Origin of the sequence: Mycobacterium stomatepiae (assembly GCF_010731715.1) — a bacterium.
GTDB lineage: Bacteria > Actinomycetota > Actinomycetes > Mycobacteriales > Mycobacteriaceae > Mycobacterium > Mycobacterium stomatepiae.
In genome coordinates this window covers 3,604,270-3,621,844 of record NZ_AP022587.1, presented here as the reverse complement: position 1 = coordinate 3,621,844, position 17,575 = coordinate 3,604,270, and the positions used below count along the sequence as shown (strand labels likewise).

General features: G+C 65.7%; 15 protein-coding genes and 2 pseudogenes. 11 read left to right on the top strand and 6 right to left on the bottom strand.

The features are described from left to right. Positions 1–2 precede the first annotated feature (2 nt). The 11 genes from G6N54_RS17020 to G6N54_RS16970 are packed head-to-tail and all read left to right on the top strand — an operon-like array spanning position 3 to position 12,037. The gene (locus G6N54_RS17020) at positions 3–1,304 is read left to right on the top strand and encodes an MCE family protein (protein ID WP_163791128.1); all 1,302 of its coding nucleotides are present in this window, start codon (positions 3–5) and stop codon (positions 1,302–1,304) included. Then, positions 1,301–2,341, top strand: coding sequence for a virulence factor Mce family protein (locus G6N54_RS17015; protein ID WP_163791127.1), 1,041 nt, complete (start codon positions 1,301–1,303; stop codon positions 2,339–2,341). The genes G6N54_RS17020 and G6N54_RS17015 overlap by 4 nt, the downstream gene beginning before the upstream one ends. After that, a complete protein-coding gene (locus G6N54_RS17010; RefSeq protein ID WP_163791126.1) occupies positions 2,338–3,927 on the top strand; it encodes a virulence factor Mce family protein in 1,590 nt (529 codons plus the stop codon). The genes G6N54_RS17015 and G6N54_RS17010 overlap by 4 nt, the downstream gene beginning before the upstream one ends. Next, positions 3,924–5,537 carry a virulence factor Mce family protein gene (locus G6N54_RS17005; protein ID WP_163791125.1) on the top strand — a complete coding sequence of 538 codons (1,614 nt, stop codon included), beginning with the start codon at positions 3,924–3,926 and terminating at the stop codon, positions 5,535–5,537. Before G6N54_RS17010 ends, G6N54_RS17005 begins: the two co-directional genes overlap by 4 nt. Continuing rightward, on the top strand, positions 5,537–6,697 hold the full coding sequence (locus G6N54_RS17000) for a virulence factor Mce family protein (RefSeq protein ID WP_163791124.1): 1,161 nt from the start codon (positions 5,537–5,539) through the stop codon (positions 6,695–6,697). Before G6N54_RS17005 ends, G6N54_RS17000 begins: the two co-directional genes overlap by 1 nt. Then, on the top strand, positions 6,691–8,241 hold the full coding sequence (locus tag G6N54_RS16995) for a virulence factor Mce family protein (RefSeq protein ID WP_163791123.1): 1,551 nt from the start codon (positions 6,691–6,693) through the stop codon (positions 8,239–8,241). The genes G6N54_RS17000 and G6N54_RS16995 overlap by 7 nt, the downstream gene beginning before the upstream one ends. Then, the gene (locus G6N54_RS16990) at positions 8,211–9,080 is read left to right on the top strand and encodes an Mce protein (RefSeq protein WP_163791122.1); all 870 of its coding nucleotides are present in this window, start codon (positions 8,211–8,213) and stop codon (positions 9,078–9,080) included. The genes G6N54_RS16995 and G6N54_RS16990 overlap by 31 nt, the downstream gene beginning before the upstream one ends. Then, a complete protein-coding gene (locus tag G6N54_RS16985) occupies positions 9,077–10,042 on the top strand; it encodes an RDD family protein (RefSeq protein WP_163791121.1) in 966 nt (321 codons plus the stop codon). Before G6N54_RS16990 ends, G6N54_RS16985 begins: the two co-directional genes overlap by 4 nt. Next, positions 10,039–10,596: a mammalian cell entry protein gene (locus tag G6N54_RS16980; protein ID WP_163791120.1), complete on the top strand. Its 558-nt coding sequence runs from the start codon at positions 10,039–10,041 to the stop codon at positions 10,594–10,596. The genes G6N54_RS16985 and G6N54_RS16980 overlap by 4 nt, the downstream gene beginning before the upstream one ends. Continuing rightward, complete coding sequence (locus G6N54_RS16975) at positions 10,563–11,279, top strand: mammalian cell entry protein (RefSeq protein ID WP_163791119.1); 717 nt, start codon at positions 10,563–10,565, stop codon at positions 11,277–11,279. Before G6N54_RS16980 ends, G6N54_RS16975 begins: the two co-directional genes overlap by 34 nt. A 38-nt stretch (positions 11,280–11,317) precedes the next feature. Next, positions 11,318–12,037 carry a YoaK family protein gene (locus G6N54_RS16970; protein ID WP_232072860.1) on the top strand — a complete coding sequence of 240 codons (720 nt, stop codon included), beginning with the start codon at positions 11,318–11,320 and terminating at the stop codon, positions 12,035–12,037. On the opposite strand, the gene G6N54_RS16965 is transcribed toward G6N54_RS16970, so the two are convergent. The 6 genes and pseudogenes from G6N54_RS16965 to G6N54_RS16940 all read right to left on the bottom strand — a co-directional run bounded on the left by G6N54_RS16965 (position 12,034) and on the right by G6N54_RS16940 (position 17,545). After that, the gene (locus tag G6N54_RS16965; RefSeq protein ID WP_372513196.1) at positions 12,034–13,143 is read right to left on the bottom strand and encodes a phosphodiester glycosidase family protein; all 1,110 of its coding nucleotides are present in this window, start codon (positions 13,141–13,143) and stop codon (positions 12,034–12,036) included. The two genes, G6N54_RS16970 and G6N54_RS16965, sit on opposite strands and share 4 nt — an antisense overlap. A 79-nt stretch (positions 13,144–13,222) precedes the next feature. Beyond that, positions 13,223–14,640: pseudogene (locus tag G6N54_RS16960) on the bottom strand (YhgE/Pip domain-containing protein). A 37-nt stretch (positions 14,641–14,677) separates the two neighbouring features. Continuing rightward, entirely contained in the window at positions 14,678–15,397 is a 720-nt protein-coding gene (locus G6N54_RS16955; RefSeq protein ID WP_163791117.1) for a pirin family protein, read from the bottom strand. 101 nt (positions 15,398–15,498) lie between these two features. After that, a complete protein-coding gene (locus G6N54_RS16950; RefSeq protein WP_197939537.1) occupies positions 15,499–16,152 on the bottom strand; it encodes an AAA family ATPase in 654 nt (217 codons plus the stop codon). A 238-nt stretch (positions 16,153–16,390) separates the two neighbouring features. Further along, a pseudogene (locus tag G6N54_RS16945) lies at positions 16,391–16,651 on the bottom strand (hypothetical protein); the annotation flags it as partial. Positions 16,652–16,690: 39 nt separating this feature from the next. After that, positions 16,691–17,545 (bottom strand): MarR family transcriptional regulator, encoded by an 855-nt coding sequence (locus tag G6N54_RS16940; RefSeq protein WP_232072858.1) that lies wholly within the window; start codon positions 17,543–17,545, stop codon positions 16,691–16,693. Between the last annotated feature and the right edge of the window lie 30 nt (positions 17,546–17,575).

The following is a 17,575-nucleotide window of genomic DNA, read 5'->3' as shown; positions in this document are numbered from 1 at the left end:
CTATGACCCGGCCCGGAAAGACGAACGCTTCGCGGACCCCGCCCTACAAGTTGGCGGGTGTCGGCCTGTTGGTCATCGCCGCAGTCGTTTTCGCGCTCGTCTACGGCCAGTTCCGCGGCGACTTCACCCCCAAGACGAAGTTGACGATGCTGGCGTCGCGGGCCGGTCTGGTCATGGACCCGGGCTCGAAGGTCACCTACAACGGGGTCGAGATCGGCCGGGTGGACACCATCTCCGAGACCATGCGCGACGGAAAGCCGGCGGCCAAGTTCACCCTGGACGTCCATCCCCGGTACCTGTCGATCATCCCGGCCAACGTGAATGCCGACATCAAGGCCACCACGGTGTTCGGCGGCAAGTACGTGTCGCTGACGACGCCGCAGAACCCGTCGAAGCAACGGCTCAGCGCATCGACGGTGATCGACGCGCGGTCGGTGACGACGGAGATCAACACGTTGTTCCAGACCATCACCTCGATCTCGCAGAAGGTGGATCCGGTCAAGCTGAACCTGACGCTGAGCGCGGCCGCGCAATCGCTGGCCGGCCTCGGCGACAAGTTCGGGCAGTCGATCGTCAACGGCAACGCGGTGCTCGACGACGTCAACCCGCAAATGCCGCAGATCCGCCACGACATCCAGCAGCTGGCCGGCCTCGGCGACACCTACGCCAACGCCTCGCCGGACCTGTTCGACTTCTTCAACAACGCCGTCGTCACCTCGCGCACGATCAACCAGCAGCAGAAGGATCTGGACCAGGCGCTGCTGTCGGCCGCCGGGTTCGGCAACACCGGCGCGGAGATCTTCGAGAAGGGCGGGCCATACCTGGCGCGCGGTGCGCAGGACCTGGTGCCGTCCGCGCAACTGCTGGACACCTACAGCCCGGCGATCTTCTGCACGCTGCGCAACTACCACGACATCGAGCCCAAGGCCGCCTCGTTCCTGGCCGGCAACGGGTACTCGCTGAACGCCCACACGGAGGCGCTGTCCGGCCTCGGGCTGCTCGCCAACCCCGTCTCGGCGGTGGCCACGATCGCCAGCCTGGTCGGCGGCCTGGCCGGCGTGGTCGGTGGCGCGCCGAACCCCTACATCTATCCCGAGAACCTGCCGCGAGTGAACGCCCGCGGCGGACCGGGCGGTGCGCCGGGTTGCTGGCAGCACATCACTCACGACCTCTGGCCCGCTCCCGAGTTGGTGATGGACTCCGGCAACAGCATCGCGCCGTACAACCACCTCGACACCGGTTCGCCCTACGCAATCGAGCACGTCTGGGGCCGTCAGGTAGGGGATAACACGATCAACCCATGAAAATCACCGGTACGCTCGTCCGACTCGGCATCTTCTCATTGGTGCTGCTGCTGTTCACTGTGATGATCGTCGTGGTGTTCGGTCAGATGCGGTTTGACCGGACCAACGGCTATACGGCGGAGTTCAGCAACATCAGCGGCCTGCGCCAGGGCCAGTTCGTCCGCGCCTCCGGAGTGGAGATCGGCAAGGTCGACTCGGTGCAGCTGATCGACGGCGGCAAGCGCGTGCGGGTGAAGTTCAACGTCGATCGCGGCGTTCCGCTGTACCAGTCCACGACGGCGCAGATCCGTTACCTCGATCTGATCGGCAACCGGTACTTGGAGCTCAAGCGCGGCGAGGGTGAAGGCGCCGACAAGATCCTGCCGCCGGGTGGGTTCATCCCGCTGTCGCGCACCGCGCCGGCGCTCGACCTCGACGCGCTGATCGGTGGTTTCAAGCCGCTGTTTCGGGCGTTGGACCCGGAGAAGGTCAACACCATCGCGACCGCGCTGGTCACGGTGTTCCAGGGGCAGGGCGGCACCATCAACGACATCCTGGACAACACCGCGCAACTGACGAGCCAGATCGGCGAGCGTGACCAGGCCATCGGCGAGGTGATCAAGAACCTGAACATCGTGTTGGACACGACGGTGCGGCACCGGCAGCAGTTCGACCAGACCATCAACAACCTCGAGGTGCTGATCACCGGGCTCAAGGACCACGGCGACCAGCTGGCCGGCGGGACCGCGCACATCAGCAACGCCGCCGGTACCGTCGCCGATCTACTCGGCGAGGATCGCGCCCTGCTGCACAAGTCCATCAATTACCTCGACGGGATCCAGCAGCCGCTGATCGACCAGCAAGACCAGCTGCAGGACTACCTCAAGAAGGTGCCGACCGCGCTGAACATGATCGGGCGCGCGATCGGGTCCTACGGAGACTTCGTGAACTTCTACGCCTGCGACATCACGTTGAAGATCAACGGTCTGCAGGCTGGTGGACCGGTCCGCACGGTCCGGCTCTTCCAGCAGCCGACGGGTAGGTGCACGCCGCAATGAGAACGCTGGAACCTCCGAACCGGCTTCGGATCGGCCTGATGGGCATCGTGGTCACGCTGCTCGTCATCGGCGTCGGGCAAAGTTTCACCAGTGTCCCGATCCTGATGGCCAGGCCGGCCTACTACGGACAGTTCAGCGATTCCGGCGGGATCAACGTCGGGGACAAGGTGCGCATCGCCGGCATGGACGTCGGCAAGGTCGAAGCCCTCAAGATCGACGGCGACCACATCCTGATGAAGTTCTCGATCGGCACCAACACCATCGGCACCGAGAGCCGGCTGGCGATCCGCACCGACACGATCCTCGGTAAGAAGGTCATGGAGATCGAGGCGCGGGGCAACCAGCAGCTCAAGCCCGGGGCCTCGTTGCCGCTGGGCCAGAGCACGACTCCGTATCAGATCTACGACGCCTTCTTCGACGTCACGAAGGCGGCCTCCGGCTGGAACATCGACGAGGTCAAAGAGTCGTTGCATGTGCTGTCGCAGACCATCGACCAGACCTACCCGCACCTGAGTGCCGCGCTCGAGGGTGTCTCCAAGTTCTCCGACACGGTCGGCAAACGCGACGCTGAGGTCAAGCACCTGCTCGCCCAGGCCAACCAGGTCGCCAGTGTGCTCGGCGACCGCAGCGAACAGGTCGACCGCCTGCTGGTCAACGCCAAGACGCTGCTGGCCGCGTTCAACGAGCGCGGCCAGGCCATCAACGCGCTGCTGGGAAACATCGCCGCGTTCTCCGAGCAGGTCAAGGGCCTGATCAACGACAACCCGAACCTCAACCACGTGCTCGAGCAGCTGCGCACCATCAGCCAGATCCTGGTTGAGCGCAAGGACGACGTGGCGGCGGGTCTGACCGAGGTCGGCCGCTTCCTGCCGTCGCTGAACGAGTCCATCGCGTCGGGACCGTTCTTCAAGGTGGTCCTGCACAACCTGGCGCTCTACCAGATCATCCAGCCGTGGGTGGACGCCGCGTTCAAGAAGCGCGGGATCGACCCGGAGAACTTCTGGCGTAGTGCCGGTCTGCCGGAATACCGCTGGCCCGACCCGAACGGCGCCCGGTTCCCCAACGGTGCGCCGCCGCCGGCACCGCCGGTGCTGGAGGGCACGCCGGATCACCCAGGACCGGCCATCCCGCCCGGATCGCCGTGCTCGTACACGCCGGCCAACCCCGGTGGCAACATCACCGTCGGTGACGAGGGCCTGCCGCGGCCGTGGAACCCGCTGCCGTGTGCGGGTGCGGCGATGGGACCGTTCGGCGGGCCGGGCTTCCCCGCCCCGGTCGACGTCGCGACCTCGCCGCCGAACCCGGAGGGGTTGCCGCCCACTCCCGGCATCAATATTGCTGGGCGCCCGGGCGACCCGCCCCCGAACGTTCCGGGTACGCCGGTGCCGCTGCCGACGCAGGCGCCGCCCGGTGCGCGCACCGAGAACCTGGCGCCGGCCGGCCCGACGCCACCGCCGTCGACCTTCGCTCCGGGTCTGCCGCCGGGTCCGCCGGCCCCGCCCGGACCGGGGAACCAGTTGCCGGCGCCGTTCATCAACCCCGGCGGATCGGGCGGTAGTGGTGTCACGGGAGGTAGCCAGAATTGAGCACCATCTTTGACGTCCGCAACATCCGGCTACCGAGGTTCTCCCGGACGACGGTGATCATCGGCGCGCTGGTCATCGTCGTGGCCCTGGTCGTCGGCTATGTCGGCTACCGGCTTTTCGAGAAGCTGACGAACAACACCGTCGTCGCCTACTTCCCGGCGGCGAACGCCCTCTACAAGGGGGACAAGGTCCAGATCATGGGCCTGCGGGTCGGCTCGATCGACAGCATCGAGCCGGTCGGCGACAAGATGAAGGTGACGTTCCACTACGAGAACAAGTACAAAGTTCCTGCCAACGCCTCGGCCGTGATCCTCAACCCAACCCTGGTGGCTTCGCGCGCGATCCAGCTGGAACCGCCCTACAAGGGCGGACCGGTGCTGGGCGACAACGCCGTGATCCCCGAAGAGCGCACCCAGGTGCCGGTGGAGTGGGACGAGCTGCGCAACAGCATCACCAACATCATCTCGAAGCTGGGCCCCACCAAGGAGCAGCCGACCGGGCCGTTCGGTGAGGTCATCTCGTCGTTCGCCGACGGGCTGGACGGCAAGAGCAAGCAGATCAACACCGCGCTCAACAGCCTGTCGTCGGCGCTGACCGCGTTGAACGAGGGCCGCGGCGACTTCTTCGCCGTGGTGCGCAGCCTGGCACTGTTCGTCAACGCGCTGCACCAGGACGACGCGCAGTTCGTCGCGCTGAACCAGAACCTGGCGGATGTGACCGGCCGGCTCGCGCAGGACGACGGCGCCCTGTCCAATGCGCTCCAGCAGTTCGACAGCCTGCTGACCACCGTGCGGCCCTGGCTGGACAAGAACCATGAAGTGCTTGCCACCGACGTCAACAACCTCGCCACCGCGACGAACACGCTGGTGCAACCCGACCCGCTCAACGGGTTGGAGACCGCGCTGCACATCCTGCCGACGGCCGCGGCCAACATCAACCAGATCTATCACCCGTCGCACGGGTCGGTCGTCGCCATTCCGGCGATCACGAACTTCGCGAACCCGATGCAGTTCATCTGCAGCTCGATCCAGGCCGGCAGCCGGCTGGGCTACCAGGAATCGGCCGAACTGTGCGCGCAATACCTGGCACCGATCCTGGACGCGATCAAGTTCAACTACCTGCCGTTCGGCCTGAACCTGTTCAGCACCGCCGAGACGTTGCCCAAGCAGGTTGCCTACTCCGAAGATCGGCTGCACCCCCCGAACGGCTACAAGGACACGACGGTCCCGGGTATCTGGGTCCCGGACACGCCGACGTCGCACCGGAACACCCAGCAGGGCTGGATCGTCGCCCCAGGTATGCAGGGTCAGCAGGTCGGGCCGATCACCGCGGGTCTGATGACGCCCGACTCGTTGGCTGAACTGTATGGCGGGCCGAACATCGAGCCGGTCCAGTCCCAGTACCAGACCCCGCCGGGACCGCCGAACGCCTACGACGAGAACCCGATCCTGCCGCCCATCGGTGTGCGGGCTCCGACGCCGATTCAGCCGCCGGCGCCGGGACCGGGAGTGATTCCGGGTCCCGTGGCGCCGACGCCCGCGCCGGTCGGGGTAACCGCGCCCAACGCCGGTGGTCCGCCGATCGCCGCTGACTTCGGGGGTGGGCAGTGATGAGGTGGTCGCATCTGATTCGGCACCGGGCCTGGCAGGCCGTGGTGCTGCTGGTGATCGCCACGGTGCTGAGCTCCTGCGGTTGGCGAGGCATCTCGAACGTGGCGATTCCGGGTGGTCCGGGCGACGGGCCGGGCTCGTACACCATCTATGTGCAGGTGCCGGACACCCTGGCGATCAACGGCAACAGCAAGGTGATGGTCGCCGACGTCTTCGTCGGTTCGATCAAGAAGATCGAGTTGAAGAACTGGGTGGCCACGCTGACGTTGGGCGTGAGCAAAAACGTCAAGCTGCCGAAGAACGCGATCGCGCGGATCGGCCAGACGTCGCTGCTGGGTTCGCAGCACGTGGAGCTGGCCGCGCCGCCGAACCCGTCGTCGGAGCCGCTGCGCAACGGCGACACGATTCCGCTGAAGAATTCGACCTCGTACCCCACCACCGAGCAGACGCTGGCCAGCCTGTCGCTGATCCTGCGCGGTGGCGGCATCCCGAACCTGGAAGTGCTGCAGAACGAGGTCTACGACATCTTCCACGGGCGTGGGGAGCAGATCCGATCCTTCATCGGCAAGCTGGACACCTTCACCGCCCAGCTCAACCAGCAGCGTGACGACATCACCCACGCGATCGACTCCACCAACCGGCTGCTGGTCTACGTCGGTGGCCGGTCGGACGTCCTCGATCGAGTGCTGACCGACATCCCGCCCCTGATCAAGCATTTCGCCGACACCAAGCAGCTGCTGATCAACGCCGTCGACTCGGTGGGCCGGCTGAGCGGGGCCGCCGACCAGTATCTGTCGGAGGCCCGCGCGCCGCTGCACACCGACCTGCAGGCGCTGCAATGCCCGCTCAAGGAACTCGGCCGCTCGTCGCCGTACCTGATCGGCGCGCTGAAGCTGATCCTGACGCAGCCGTTCGACATCGACACCGTCCCGAAGATGTTCCGCGGTGACTACGTGAACATCTCGCTGACGCTGGACGTGACCTACAGCTCGGTCGACAACGCGTTCCTCACCGGAACCGGATTGTCGGGCGCGCTGCGGGCCCTCGAGCAGTCCTTCGGCCGCGACCCCGAGACGATGATCCCCGACGTCCGCTACACGCCGAACCCGAATGACGCGCCGGGCGGACCGCTGGTGGAAAGGGGGGACAGGAATTGCTGACCCCGTTCATCAGGCGCCAGCTGTGGGCGTTCCTGATCTTGACGATCGTCTCGCTGCTGGTGCTGGGCGTCTACTACCTGCAGGTCCCAAGCCTGATGGGGATCGGCCGGTACTCGCTGAAGGCCGACTTGCCGGCCTCGGGCGGTTTGTACCCGACGGCCAACGTGACCTATCGCGGCATCACGATCGGCAAGGTCACCGACGTCGAGCCGACCGAGCACGGCGCCGAAGCGACGATGAGCATCGACAGCTGGTACAAGATCCCGGTCGACGCGGTGGCCAACGTGCACTCGGTGTCGGCGGTCGGTGAGCAGTATCTGGACCTGGTCTCGTCGGGAAACCCCGGGAAGTACCTCTCCGAAGGACAAACGATCAGCAAGGGCACCGTGCCGGCCGAGATCGGGCCGGCGCTCGACACCGCCAACCGTGGGCTCGAGGCGTTGCCCAAGGACAAGATCGGCAAGCTGCTCGACGAGACGGCGGAGTCCGTCGGCGGCCTGGGACCAGCGCTGCAGCGGCTGGTCGACTCGACGCAGGCGATCGTCGGCGACTTCAAAACGAACATCACCAACGTGAACGACATCATCCAGAACTCCGGCGGGGTGCTGGACAGTCAGGTGAAGTCCGGTGACGCGATCGAGCGCTGGGCACGCAACCTGAACACGCTGGCCGCGCAGTCCGCGCAGCGCGACGCGAACGTGAAAAGCGTTCTGTCGCAAGCGGCGCCGACCGCCGATCAGGTCGACTCGGTGTTCAGCGATGTGCGGGAGTCGCTGCCGCAGACGCTGGCGAATCTCGAGATCGTCTTCGATCTGCTGAAGCGCTATCACACCGGGGTGGAGCAGGTGCTGGTGTTCCTGCCGCAGGGCGCCTCGATCGCGCAGACGGTGGCCGCGCCGTTCCCGAACCAGGCCGCGCTGGACTTGGCGTTGTCCATCAACCAGCCGCCGCCGTGTATGACCGGATTCATTCCGGCCCCGGAGTGGCGCTCGCCGGCCGACACCAGCTTGCAGCCGTTGCCGTCGGGCACCTACTGCAAGATTCCGATGGATACGCCGGCCAACAGCGTGCGCGGATCGCGCAACATCCCGTGTACCGACATCCCCGGTAAGCGGGCGGCCACGCCGCGTGAGTGCCGCGACCCCAGGCCGTACGTCCCGGCCGGTACCAACCCGTGGTTCGGCGACCCGAACCAGATCCTGACCTGCCCGGCGCCCGGAGCGCGCTGCGATCAGTCGGTGCGACCCGGCATGGTGATCCCGGCGCCGTCGGTCAACAACGGCATGAACCCGGCACCTTCGGACCGAGTCGCGGGGACGCCGCCGGCCACCAGTGACCCCTTGACCCGGCCCGGGTCCGGTACGGTGCAGTGCAACGGACAGCAGCCCAACCCGTGTGTCTACACACCCACTGGACCCCCCTCGGCGGTATACAGTCCCCAGAGCGGTGAACTGGTAGGGCCCGACGGCGTCAAATACTCCGTCGAAAACTCGACCAAAACAGGAGACGACGGATGGAAGGAGATGCTGGCGCCAGCCGGCTGAACCCACCACCGATGTCGATGCTTAGTCGTCTGCGTCGGAGACGGCCGAAGGAATCGGACGACGTCACCGACGAGACAAACCCGGAGGTTGCGGCCGAGGAATCGGCCGACTCCGACTCCCAGGCTGGAGCCGACCAGACCAGTGCCGAGGTGACGGCCGAGGATGCTGGTGAATCCGAGGCTGAGGGTGCGGAGTCGCCGGAACCCGAAGCCGTGGCCGACGTCGCGGAACAGCCGGAGGCCGAAACCGAGGCCGCGCCCGGCGAAGCCGAACAGGCGGAGACCGACGGCGATCAAATCGACGCCGATGCCGCGGCGGAGGCTGACCGGCCCGTGCGTCGACCGTCGTTCGTAGGCCGCGCGTGGCTGGCCGGCGTCGCCGCCGTCCTCGTCCTGCTGGCGGGTGCCGTCGGGACGGGTGGCTACCTGGCGCTGCGGTACCACCACGAGAGTCAGGCGATCGCGCGCAACAACACCGCGGCGCTCAAGGCGGCGATCGACTGCGTGTCGGCGACCCAGGCGCCCGACACCAACGCGATGATCGCCAGCGAGCAGAAGATCATCGAGTGCGGCACCGGCGCTTTCCGTGAGCAAGCCATGGTCTACACCGGCATGCTCGTGCAGGCCTACCAGTCCGCGAACGTCCACGTTCAGGTCTCGGATGTGCGCGCCGCCGTCGAGCGCAACAACAAAGACGGTTCGATCGAGGTCCTGGTGGCGATGCGCGTGAAGGTGACCGCCGATCAATCACAGAACGAGACCGGCTACCGGTTGCGGGTGAAAATGGCGCTGGACGAGGGCCAGTACCGGATCGCCAAGCTCGACCAGGTGACGAAGTGACGCTGGTGGTCGAGGAAACTCAGACCACGGCCCCCCAAGTGTCATCGGCGAATGCCTTGGCACCCTGGCATATTCGCGCGTGCGCATTCGCGGTCGACGTGCTGCCCGCCGCGGCCGTCGCGACGACGATGGCGTTGGTGTCGTTCACCGTCCCCCCCCGCGGAGTGTGGTGGTGGCTCAGCAGCTGCGTGCTCGGGATCGCCGTCCTGGCGATGTTGGTCAACCGGTTGCTGTTGCCGACCATCTACGGCTGGAGCCTGGGACGGGCACTGTGCGGGATCGCGGTGGTACACCGCGACGGCGGCGGTATCGGCGCCTGGGGCCTGCTGCTGCGCGACCTTGCTCACCTGCTCGACACCGTATCGGTGGTGGGATGGCTTTGGCCGCTGTGGGATTCGCGGCGCCGCACCTTCGCCGACCTGCTGCTGCACACCGAGGCACGGTGCTCGGAAACGTCGCGGCCCGGCATCCGGCGGTGGACGATCATCGCGATGCTCACCGCAGCGGCGCTGTGCGTGGCGGGCGTCGTCGTGAGCTACGCGGTGGTGTACTCACGCGATCAGGAGACCGATCAGACGCGGTCCCAGATCGCGATTCAGGGACCGAAAATCGTCGCGCAAATGCTGACGTACGACCCGAAGTCGTTGCACGACGACTTCGCGCGTGCCCAGTCGCTGGCCACCGACGCCTACCGTGGCCAGCTCAAGGCGCAGCAGGAGATCGTCCAAAAGGGAAACCCGGTCATCAACGAATACTGGGTCACCGACAGTTCGATCGAATCGGCGTCGCCGGATCGCGCGACGATGCTGTTGTTCATGCAGGGGCGACGCGGCGCTGCTCCCGAGGAGCGGTACATCACCGCGACCGTCCGGGTGAATTTCATCAAGGACGCCGGCGGCCATTGGCTGGTCGACAACCTCGCCGTGCTCACCAAGCCGAAACCGCCGGGGAACGGAAAATGAGCCCCCGCCGCAAGTTTGAGCCAGGCGAGGGCGCGCTGCTGGTCGCGACGGATCCGGAAACCGAGCGCCGGCCATGCGGTTTGCCCGTTGCCAGTGCGGTCGTCGCGGTGTTGATGACGGCGGCGATCACGCTCGCCACCCTGATGCTGATCTCTCATGAGTCCCGTGAGCACGCCGCGTCCAGAGACCGCGAGGTGCTGGCCTACGTGACGGGGTTCATGACGCAATTCACCTCGCTTGACCCGTATCATGCGAACGACTACGTCACGCGGGTAATGGCCCAGGCCACAGGCGATTTCGCCAAGCAGTATCACGACAAGGCCAATGAGATTCTGCTGCAGGTCGCCCGGGCCGAGCCCGCGACAGGCTCCATCCTCGGCGCGGCCGTGGAACGGTGGAACGACGACGGCAGCGTCACCGTGATGGTGGCGACCGAGGTCACCTCCAAGTCACCGGATCAAAAGCAGGTTTACGAGAACACCAATCGTTGGACGGCAACTGCTACGCGGGAAGGGAATCAGTGGAAGATAAGCAGCCTGCTGCAGGTGATCTGACCGCCGAGGCGGCCCCCGACGACGCCGCTGAGCACGACGAAAGCGCCGCCACAGCAACGGAATCGGACACGGAATCCGCCGGTGAGACGGACGCCGTCGCGGAGTCCGACGAGACAGACGCCGATGCGGAGAAGCCCGACGAGGGCGCCCGCAAGCGACGCAAACTACTGGCCGGGAAAGGGATGGCCATCGTCGTGGTGGTGGCGGCACTGTTGTTCGTCGGCTCCGCCGCATTCGCGGGCGCGACGATGCAGCCCTACCTGGCCGATCGCGCCACGGCGGCGACGAAGCTCAACGTGGCACGCACCGCGGCCAGGGCGATCACCACGCTGTGGACCTACACGCCGGAGAACATGGACAGTCTCGCCGACCGCGCGTCGGCCTACCTCAGCGGTGACTTCGAGGCCCAGTACCGCAAATTCGTCGACGCCATCGTGGCCCCGAACAAGCAAGCCAAGATCAGCAACAGCACCCAAGTCACCGGCGCGGCGGTCGAATCGCTGGACGGTCCGAACGCGGTCGTCATCGTCTACACCAACACCACCTCGACCAGCCCGCTGACCAAGAACATCCCGGCGCTGAAGTACCTGTCCTATCGGCTGTTCATGAAGCGCGCGAACGGGCGTTGGCTGGTGACCAGGATGACGACGGTGACCTCGCTGGATCTCACCCCGCATCCGTAAACCGGCCGAACCGAGAGCGCCGAAATATACTGCACCCCGTGGATCCCAAGGCCTCACCGGTATCCGAGCGGTCCACCGTCGTGGCCCTGTTGCTGCTAACCTTCGCCACCGGACTGGCCGACGCGATCAGTGTGCTGGTTCTCGGTCACGTGTTCGTCGCGAACATGACCGGCAACGTGATCTTCCTCGGCTTCTGGCTGGCACCGAGAACCAATGTCGACCTGACGGCGGTCGTCGTGGCGCTGCCCACGTTCGTCATCACCACGATTCTCAGCGGCCGGCTGACCCGCTACTTCGGTAATCGGACGCGGCCGTGGATCACCACCGTCCTGTCGCTAGAACTGGTGTTGCTGATCGTGCTGTCGATCCTGGCCGGCTCCGGTGTGCTGCGCTATCACGACGGCACCAAACTCTTCGTCATCGGTTTCCTCGCGGTGACGTTCGGATTGCAGCATTCGAGCGCCCGCCAGTTCGGCATCCAAGAGCTCTCCACCACGGTATTGACCGCGACGATCGTCAGCCTCGGTATGGACAGCAGATTGTCCGGCGGCACGGGTGATCGCGAAAAGCTGCGTCTGGCTGTCGTTTTCACGATGTGCGCGGGGGCGTTCGCCGGCGCGACGATCTCCCGCTTCGTCATTGCTCCGGTATTCAGCCTCATCGCGGTTCTGGTGGCGGTCAGCCTGCTGATCTTCCGGTTCGGGCCTCCCGCCACGGCATCCGCGGTGGCCGTCACGGCCGAGCCCGTCGACGGTTAGTTGAAGGCCAGCCAGCTGGGCAGGGCACGCTCGTGGGAGTCGCAGAGCACCTGGCGGGTATCGCAGGATCCACGCGGTGAACCTGCCCCGGCCCACATGCCGCCGGTGTCGCGGCGCAACACGATCGCCGACGAGCCGCCGCCGTCGAGCAGGATCGCGGTATCGCTGCCCAAGCCGCGGAATAGGTCCTGCATATTGTCCGGCGTGTAGCTGCCGCCCTCGAAGATGTACATCTCGTCGCGCTGCTTGACGTAGGCCAGGGCGGTGCGTGCTGCGCTGGGACCGCCGTCATGCAGCTGTTGGGTCTGGCCCGGTCCCAGCAGCCCGATCCCGGACACCGCGACGAACTTCTCGTTCTTGTTCAGCAGGTCCTCCACCACCGGGGTGGCGGAGTCGTAGTCGCTTTTGCTCCTGGGCCAGACCACGTACGGCGCTCCACCCGTCGGCAGGATCATCGTCGTCAGCGAGGACCAACTCTCGCCGCCGCCGGACAGGCCCTGCTTGCCGGGGTAGGCCACGGTGCCGGTGACCGCCTGATTGGCGCGGCCCTGGCCGTTGGTGTTGTCCACGAACGCGCCCAGCGGCGAGCTGCAGCCGGTCGTGCGCCAACTGCCGCCCTTCTGCCCGCGCACGTCGAAGAAGTTGGCGTTGATCGCGATCGTCGGCTGCCCCATCCGCAGCCACGCCTGCCGCGGCTCGTAAAGCTCGGAGGCCTGCCACAACCCCTCGGCGGTGCGGGCGCCGGGGTTGTTCTCGCAGCGCGCCTGGTCACCGCGGTGCGTGTCCACCAGCAGGTGCGGCGCCAGGCGTCCCGCCGCGTTCTTGATGATCATCAGGTGCCCGCCGTTGTTCATCTCATACCAGCGACCGCTGGCGTCCATCAGCGGCGTGGGGTGGCCGGGACCGAAGTTGTAGACCAGATACGAACCCTTGGTGGCGGCGATCGCGCTGGCCAGCAGCTCGCGGGCGTCAGCGGCGTGCGCGACGGGCGGCGCGACCGTGCTCGTCAACAGGGTGCAGGCGAACATCGCCGTGAGGGTTGCCGCCAGTCGGGGCAACCTGATGCGTCGTGTCAGCACGGCAGCCCTTTCGGCCCTCATCTGGATGCAACACTGACAGGATCAGTCACAGCAGCCCCACTGTCAACATAAATAACAAACGTGTGACACTTAGGGTGCGCCCGAATTACGTTTGCTCGCTTACGCTTTGGGGTTCAGGCTCGCTGGGGTCCGGGTCGGCGGGTGCGGCCGAACTCTCGGGCTTGCCCTTGCGCGCCTTCTGTTGCGCCTGGTGCTGTGACTGGTGCACCTCGGCGATCGCCACGCCGATGGCGCCGGGAATCCGGTGGAAGCCGCTGCGGTCGTACGTGCGCGTGATGATCCCGCCGATCAGCAGGCCGATGACCAGCCCGATCGCCGTCATCGACAACGCCGGCGAGAGACCGGCCTGCCCGTCCCCGTTGAGGTACAGCAGCGACCGCACGCCCAGGAACACCTGATGCATCGGTTCGAACTCGGCCAGCCAGCGGAAGAACGGCGGCACCGCCTCCAGCGGGACGGTGGCGCCCGCCGACGGCAACCCGAGGATCACGAAAACCAACATGCTGAACAGCAATCCCATCGAACCCAGCACAGCGATCAGCGAGCTGGACGTCACGCCCACCGCGACGATCGCGAATACGCCGTATGCCCAAAGCTCCCAGCCGAGCGTGATGGGCATGCCCAGTCCGTGCGCAATGGCCAGGTAGACACCCGACGTCACCAACGCCAGCACCAGCATGATGCCCCATTTCACCAACAGGGTGCGGAAGCGAGAGATGTTGGCCTGCTCGGCAAATCGATATACCGGACCCCATTCGTCCGGCACATACCCGAGCAGCGAGTCGACCAAGGTGGACACGACGATGCTGCCGGTGAACCCGGCCAGCAACAACAGCAAGGCGTAGTAAAAGGCCGACAGGCCGTTGCCCGTGCCGTTGGGCAGCGGGTTGTACACGGCCGACTTGATGTCGATCGGGCTGGCCAGTCCCGCCTGCGCCGCGCCCGTGAGCGGCGCCCCGCCGGCCTGCTGCGCGACTTCGGACGAAAGATATTGTCCCACTTTGGTATTGGCGGCAGCCATGCCTGGTTCAGGGTCTGCCCGGCGATGCCGGCACCCAACGTGCCGGCGCGCGGGTTGGTGAAGATCGTGACCGACGGCCGCACGACCTTCGTGGGCATGACGGCGCTCTCGCCGTATTCGCGCAGACTCGACGAGAACGTCGGCGGAATCACCAATTCGCCGTACGCCTGCGCCCGATCCAACAGTCGTTTGGCCTCGTCGTGCGACACCACCCTGATGTCGAACTTGTCTTTATCCAGCGCCGAGACCAGGCCGTCGACGATCTTCGGGCCGGCGGTCCCGGCGTCTTCGTTCACCACGGCGATCGGGAAATGGTGCAGGTTGGTGCTCGGATTCAGGATGCCGCCGAGATACAGCGCACATAATGCCGACATCAGGGCCAGCGTGGCGCCGATCGGCAACGCCCAGAACTGCACCGTTTTCAGTGCTCGTGCGTTGTGCTTTGGATTCGGCACCGCGTGCCGCGGTTGGGCTTTCGACATCCCCGCGCTCCTGTCTGTCACGCCCACTCTATTGGCATTAGCCGCCCAGCTTTGCGTGCATCTCCCAGATCAAAAGCTCGGTCGGCTCGGTTGCCGTCAATCGCGGGCCGTCGGCGTCGGCGAGCCGGGCCGCATCGCCTTCGGAGAGTTCGCCGGCTCCCTCCAGTGTGAGCCGGCCACGCGGCACGAAGAAATGCAGGTAGGGGGCGGCGGGCGCGATCACGGTGTCGCCGGGTTGCAGCCGCGCGCCGTGCAGGGCCGCGCCGCGGTGGTGCAGCGAGATCGCGGCGCCGTGGCCGGATATACCCGAGGCGATCGTCACAAGGTCGGCACCGATGTGGCCGATCTCATGCTGTTGGTAGCCGGGCGAGATGCCCGCTTCATCGGGGATCACCCACATCTGAACGAAATGTACTGGCTGCGTTAACGAATCGTTTTTCTCCGAATGCAGGATCCCGCTGCCGGCCGACATGCGTTGCGCCAGGCCCGGATAGATCACACCGTGGTTGCCGGCCGAATCCTGGTGTGTCAATTCGCCTTCCAGCACCCACGTCACGATCTCCATATCCCGGTGCGGATGAGTGCCGAATCCGCTGTGCGGCCCCACCACGTCGTCGTTGTTGACCACCAGCAACCCGTGGTGGGTGTTGTCCGGATCGTAGTGGTCGCCGAACGAGAACGAGTGTCGCGATGTCAGCCACGGCGTCGTGGTGACGGCCCGGTCCGCCGCGCGTCGAATCTCCACGTCGCTTGACACCGCTCCACGGTACGGTTTTTTCGGCGGGTCAGGCTACCCCGGCAATAGCCCGTCCGCGTACCCGGCTGCATCACTGCAGCTCGCTCACGGCCGCCCGGCGGTTAGTCGTCGAATAGGGCTCGCAGCATGGGTTCTGGATTGACCAGAAACTGGTGTGTGATCTGGTAGTGCTCGGTGTCTCGGTACGAGATCGGATTGATTCCAGCTTCGGAGCACGCATAGATCACTGCGTCGGGATAGGCCATGAGAATCGGCGAGTGGGTCGCGATGATGAATTGCGAACCCTCTCGCACCAGGTCGTGCAGTCGGGCCATGACGGCCAGTTGGCGCGCGGGCGACAGCGCTGCTTCGGGCTCGTCGAGGATGTAAAGACCGTTGCCAAAGAATCGATTGGTCATGAGCGCCAGGAATGACTCGCCGTGAGATTGCTCGTGCAGGGAGCGGCCCCCGTAGCCGCCGATGATCGGCGGACCAATCGTTGGCTCATTGTCGAGGTGTTCGATCTCTGTCGCGATCTTGAAGAAGCTCTCCGCACGCAAGAAGTAACCCGTTTTCGGTTTGCGAACTCCGCGGGCGACGCGCAAGTAGTTGTGCAGCTGCGAATGCGAGGCGCGCGTTGAGAACGTGAAGTTGCGGCTACCTCCTTCGGCATTGAAGCCCAGCGCCACCGCGATGGCTTCGAGCAATGTGGACTTGCCAGACCCGTTCTCGCCCATAAAGAAGGTGATCTGTGGATGCAACTCGATCGCTTCCATGGCTCGGACCAGTGGCAATGAGAACGGGTAAGTATCGAAGTCGGGGACCTTGTCGTGCAACAGAGTCACACTGTTTACGAACTGGCTTGCGCGCAACACTCACTCCAGAGTTGACTTGGCAACACCGACCTCATTCATCTTCGGTACTAACCGGATCCGTGGCCGACAACGGTTGGGTTCGTGAATCATGGTAGCCGCGTCAATAATTCGTCAGAATCACGACGCTGTCCGTCGACGCTCAGATCGTCGTTCTGGCTGGTGTGGTGGTCGCGTCAAAGATTGTGCTATTGGCGTCGAGCGCTGGCTGACGGCCGAGGTGGGCGTACAAAACCTTTGACTTAGCGTCGATCTCACCTGAGCGGACGAGGTCCATCAGGCCCGCCATAGACTTGCCTTCGTAGACCGGGTCGACAATGATGCCCTCGAGTCGGTCGGTCAGCGTGATGGCGTCAATGGTGGACTGCACGGGGATGCCGTAGTGCTCGCCCGCCCATCCCTCTGGGCGCCGCCGCGCGCTCTCGCGCGTGACCAAGGGGCGCTAGGTAATCAGTCCCTGCGCGTGTTCCAGCGCGGCGTCGAGCGCGGGCAGCGTCAACCCCGCCGACCCGCCCAGATGGATCTCGATTTGGTATTCCGGCTGCCCCTGCTGACCGAAAATCGGCAATACCACGAATTCTGTTGACGCCAGGTCTTTTTCGAGAGTGTCAGTGGTCGATCGCAGCGTCACCATTGTCATCAGCGTGGTGAGGTGCCGGGTGACCTGCGCGGTCGGCTCCAGCGACGCGAGCACCCCGGCCAGCCGATGGTGCAGCGATTGGTGCGTGTCGTCGAACCGCCAAGCGCCATAGCCGCGGGCCCGGATGTCGGCGAGTACCCGTTGATGCCGCGCGATTTCGGCGCGGGTCAGTCGCGGCATCACCCGCTGTAGCCAGGCCGTGACGAAATCCGCGTCGCGCCAGGCCATCGCGACGAGCCCGAACGGCGGATCGATCGGGAAGCGCTGCCCCACCGCATGCTCGCCGTCGGTGCCATGCCCTACCGCGTCGATGGTGGTCAAGTGGCGGCCGCCGATCTTCGACATCGAACAGCCCGCGCCGAGGGTGTGGTGCAGGAAGGTGAGGGCGTCACGCCCGCGGTCCAGCAGCGGGAATTGCATCCGCAGCCCGTGCACCAGCCCAAACAATCCGCTGCCCAGGCAATAGCGGCGGTCGCCGCGCCGGGTGACCCAGGACCGGCGCTGCAGCTCGGCCAGCACCAACGCGCAGGTCGAGGTGCTGATCCCGCAGGCCTTGGCCAGCTCGGCCGAGGTCCGCCCGTCCGGCGAATCCGCCAGTGTGGCAAGCACGTCCATCACCCGCGCGGTCGGCGGCGACTTGGCGGTTGACGTACCCATGCCCGGCTCCCTACCATCCGTCCAAAATGT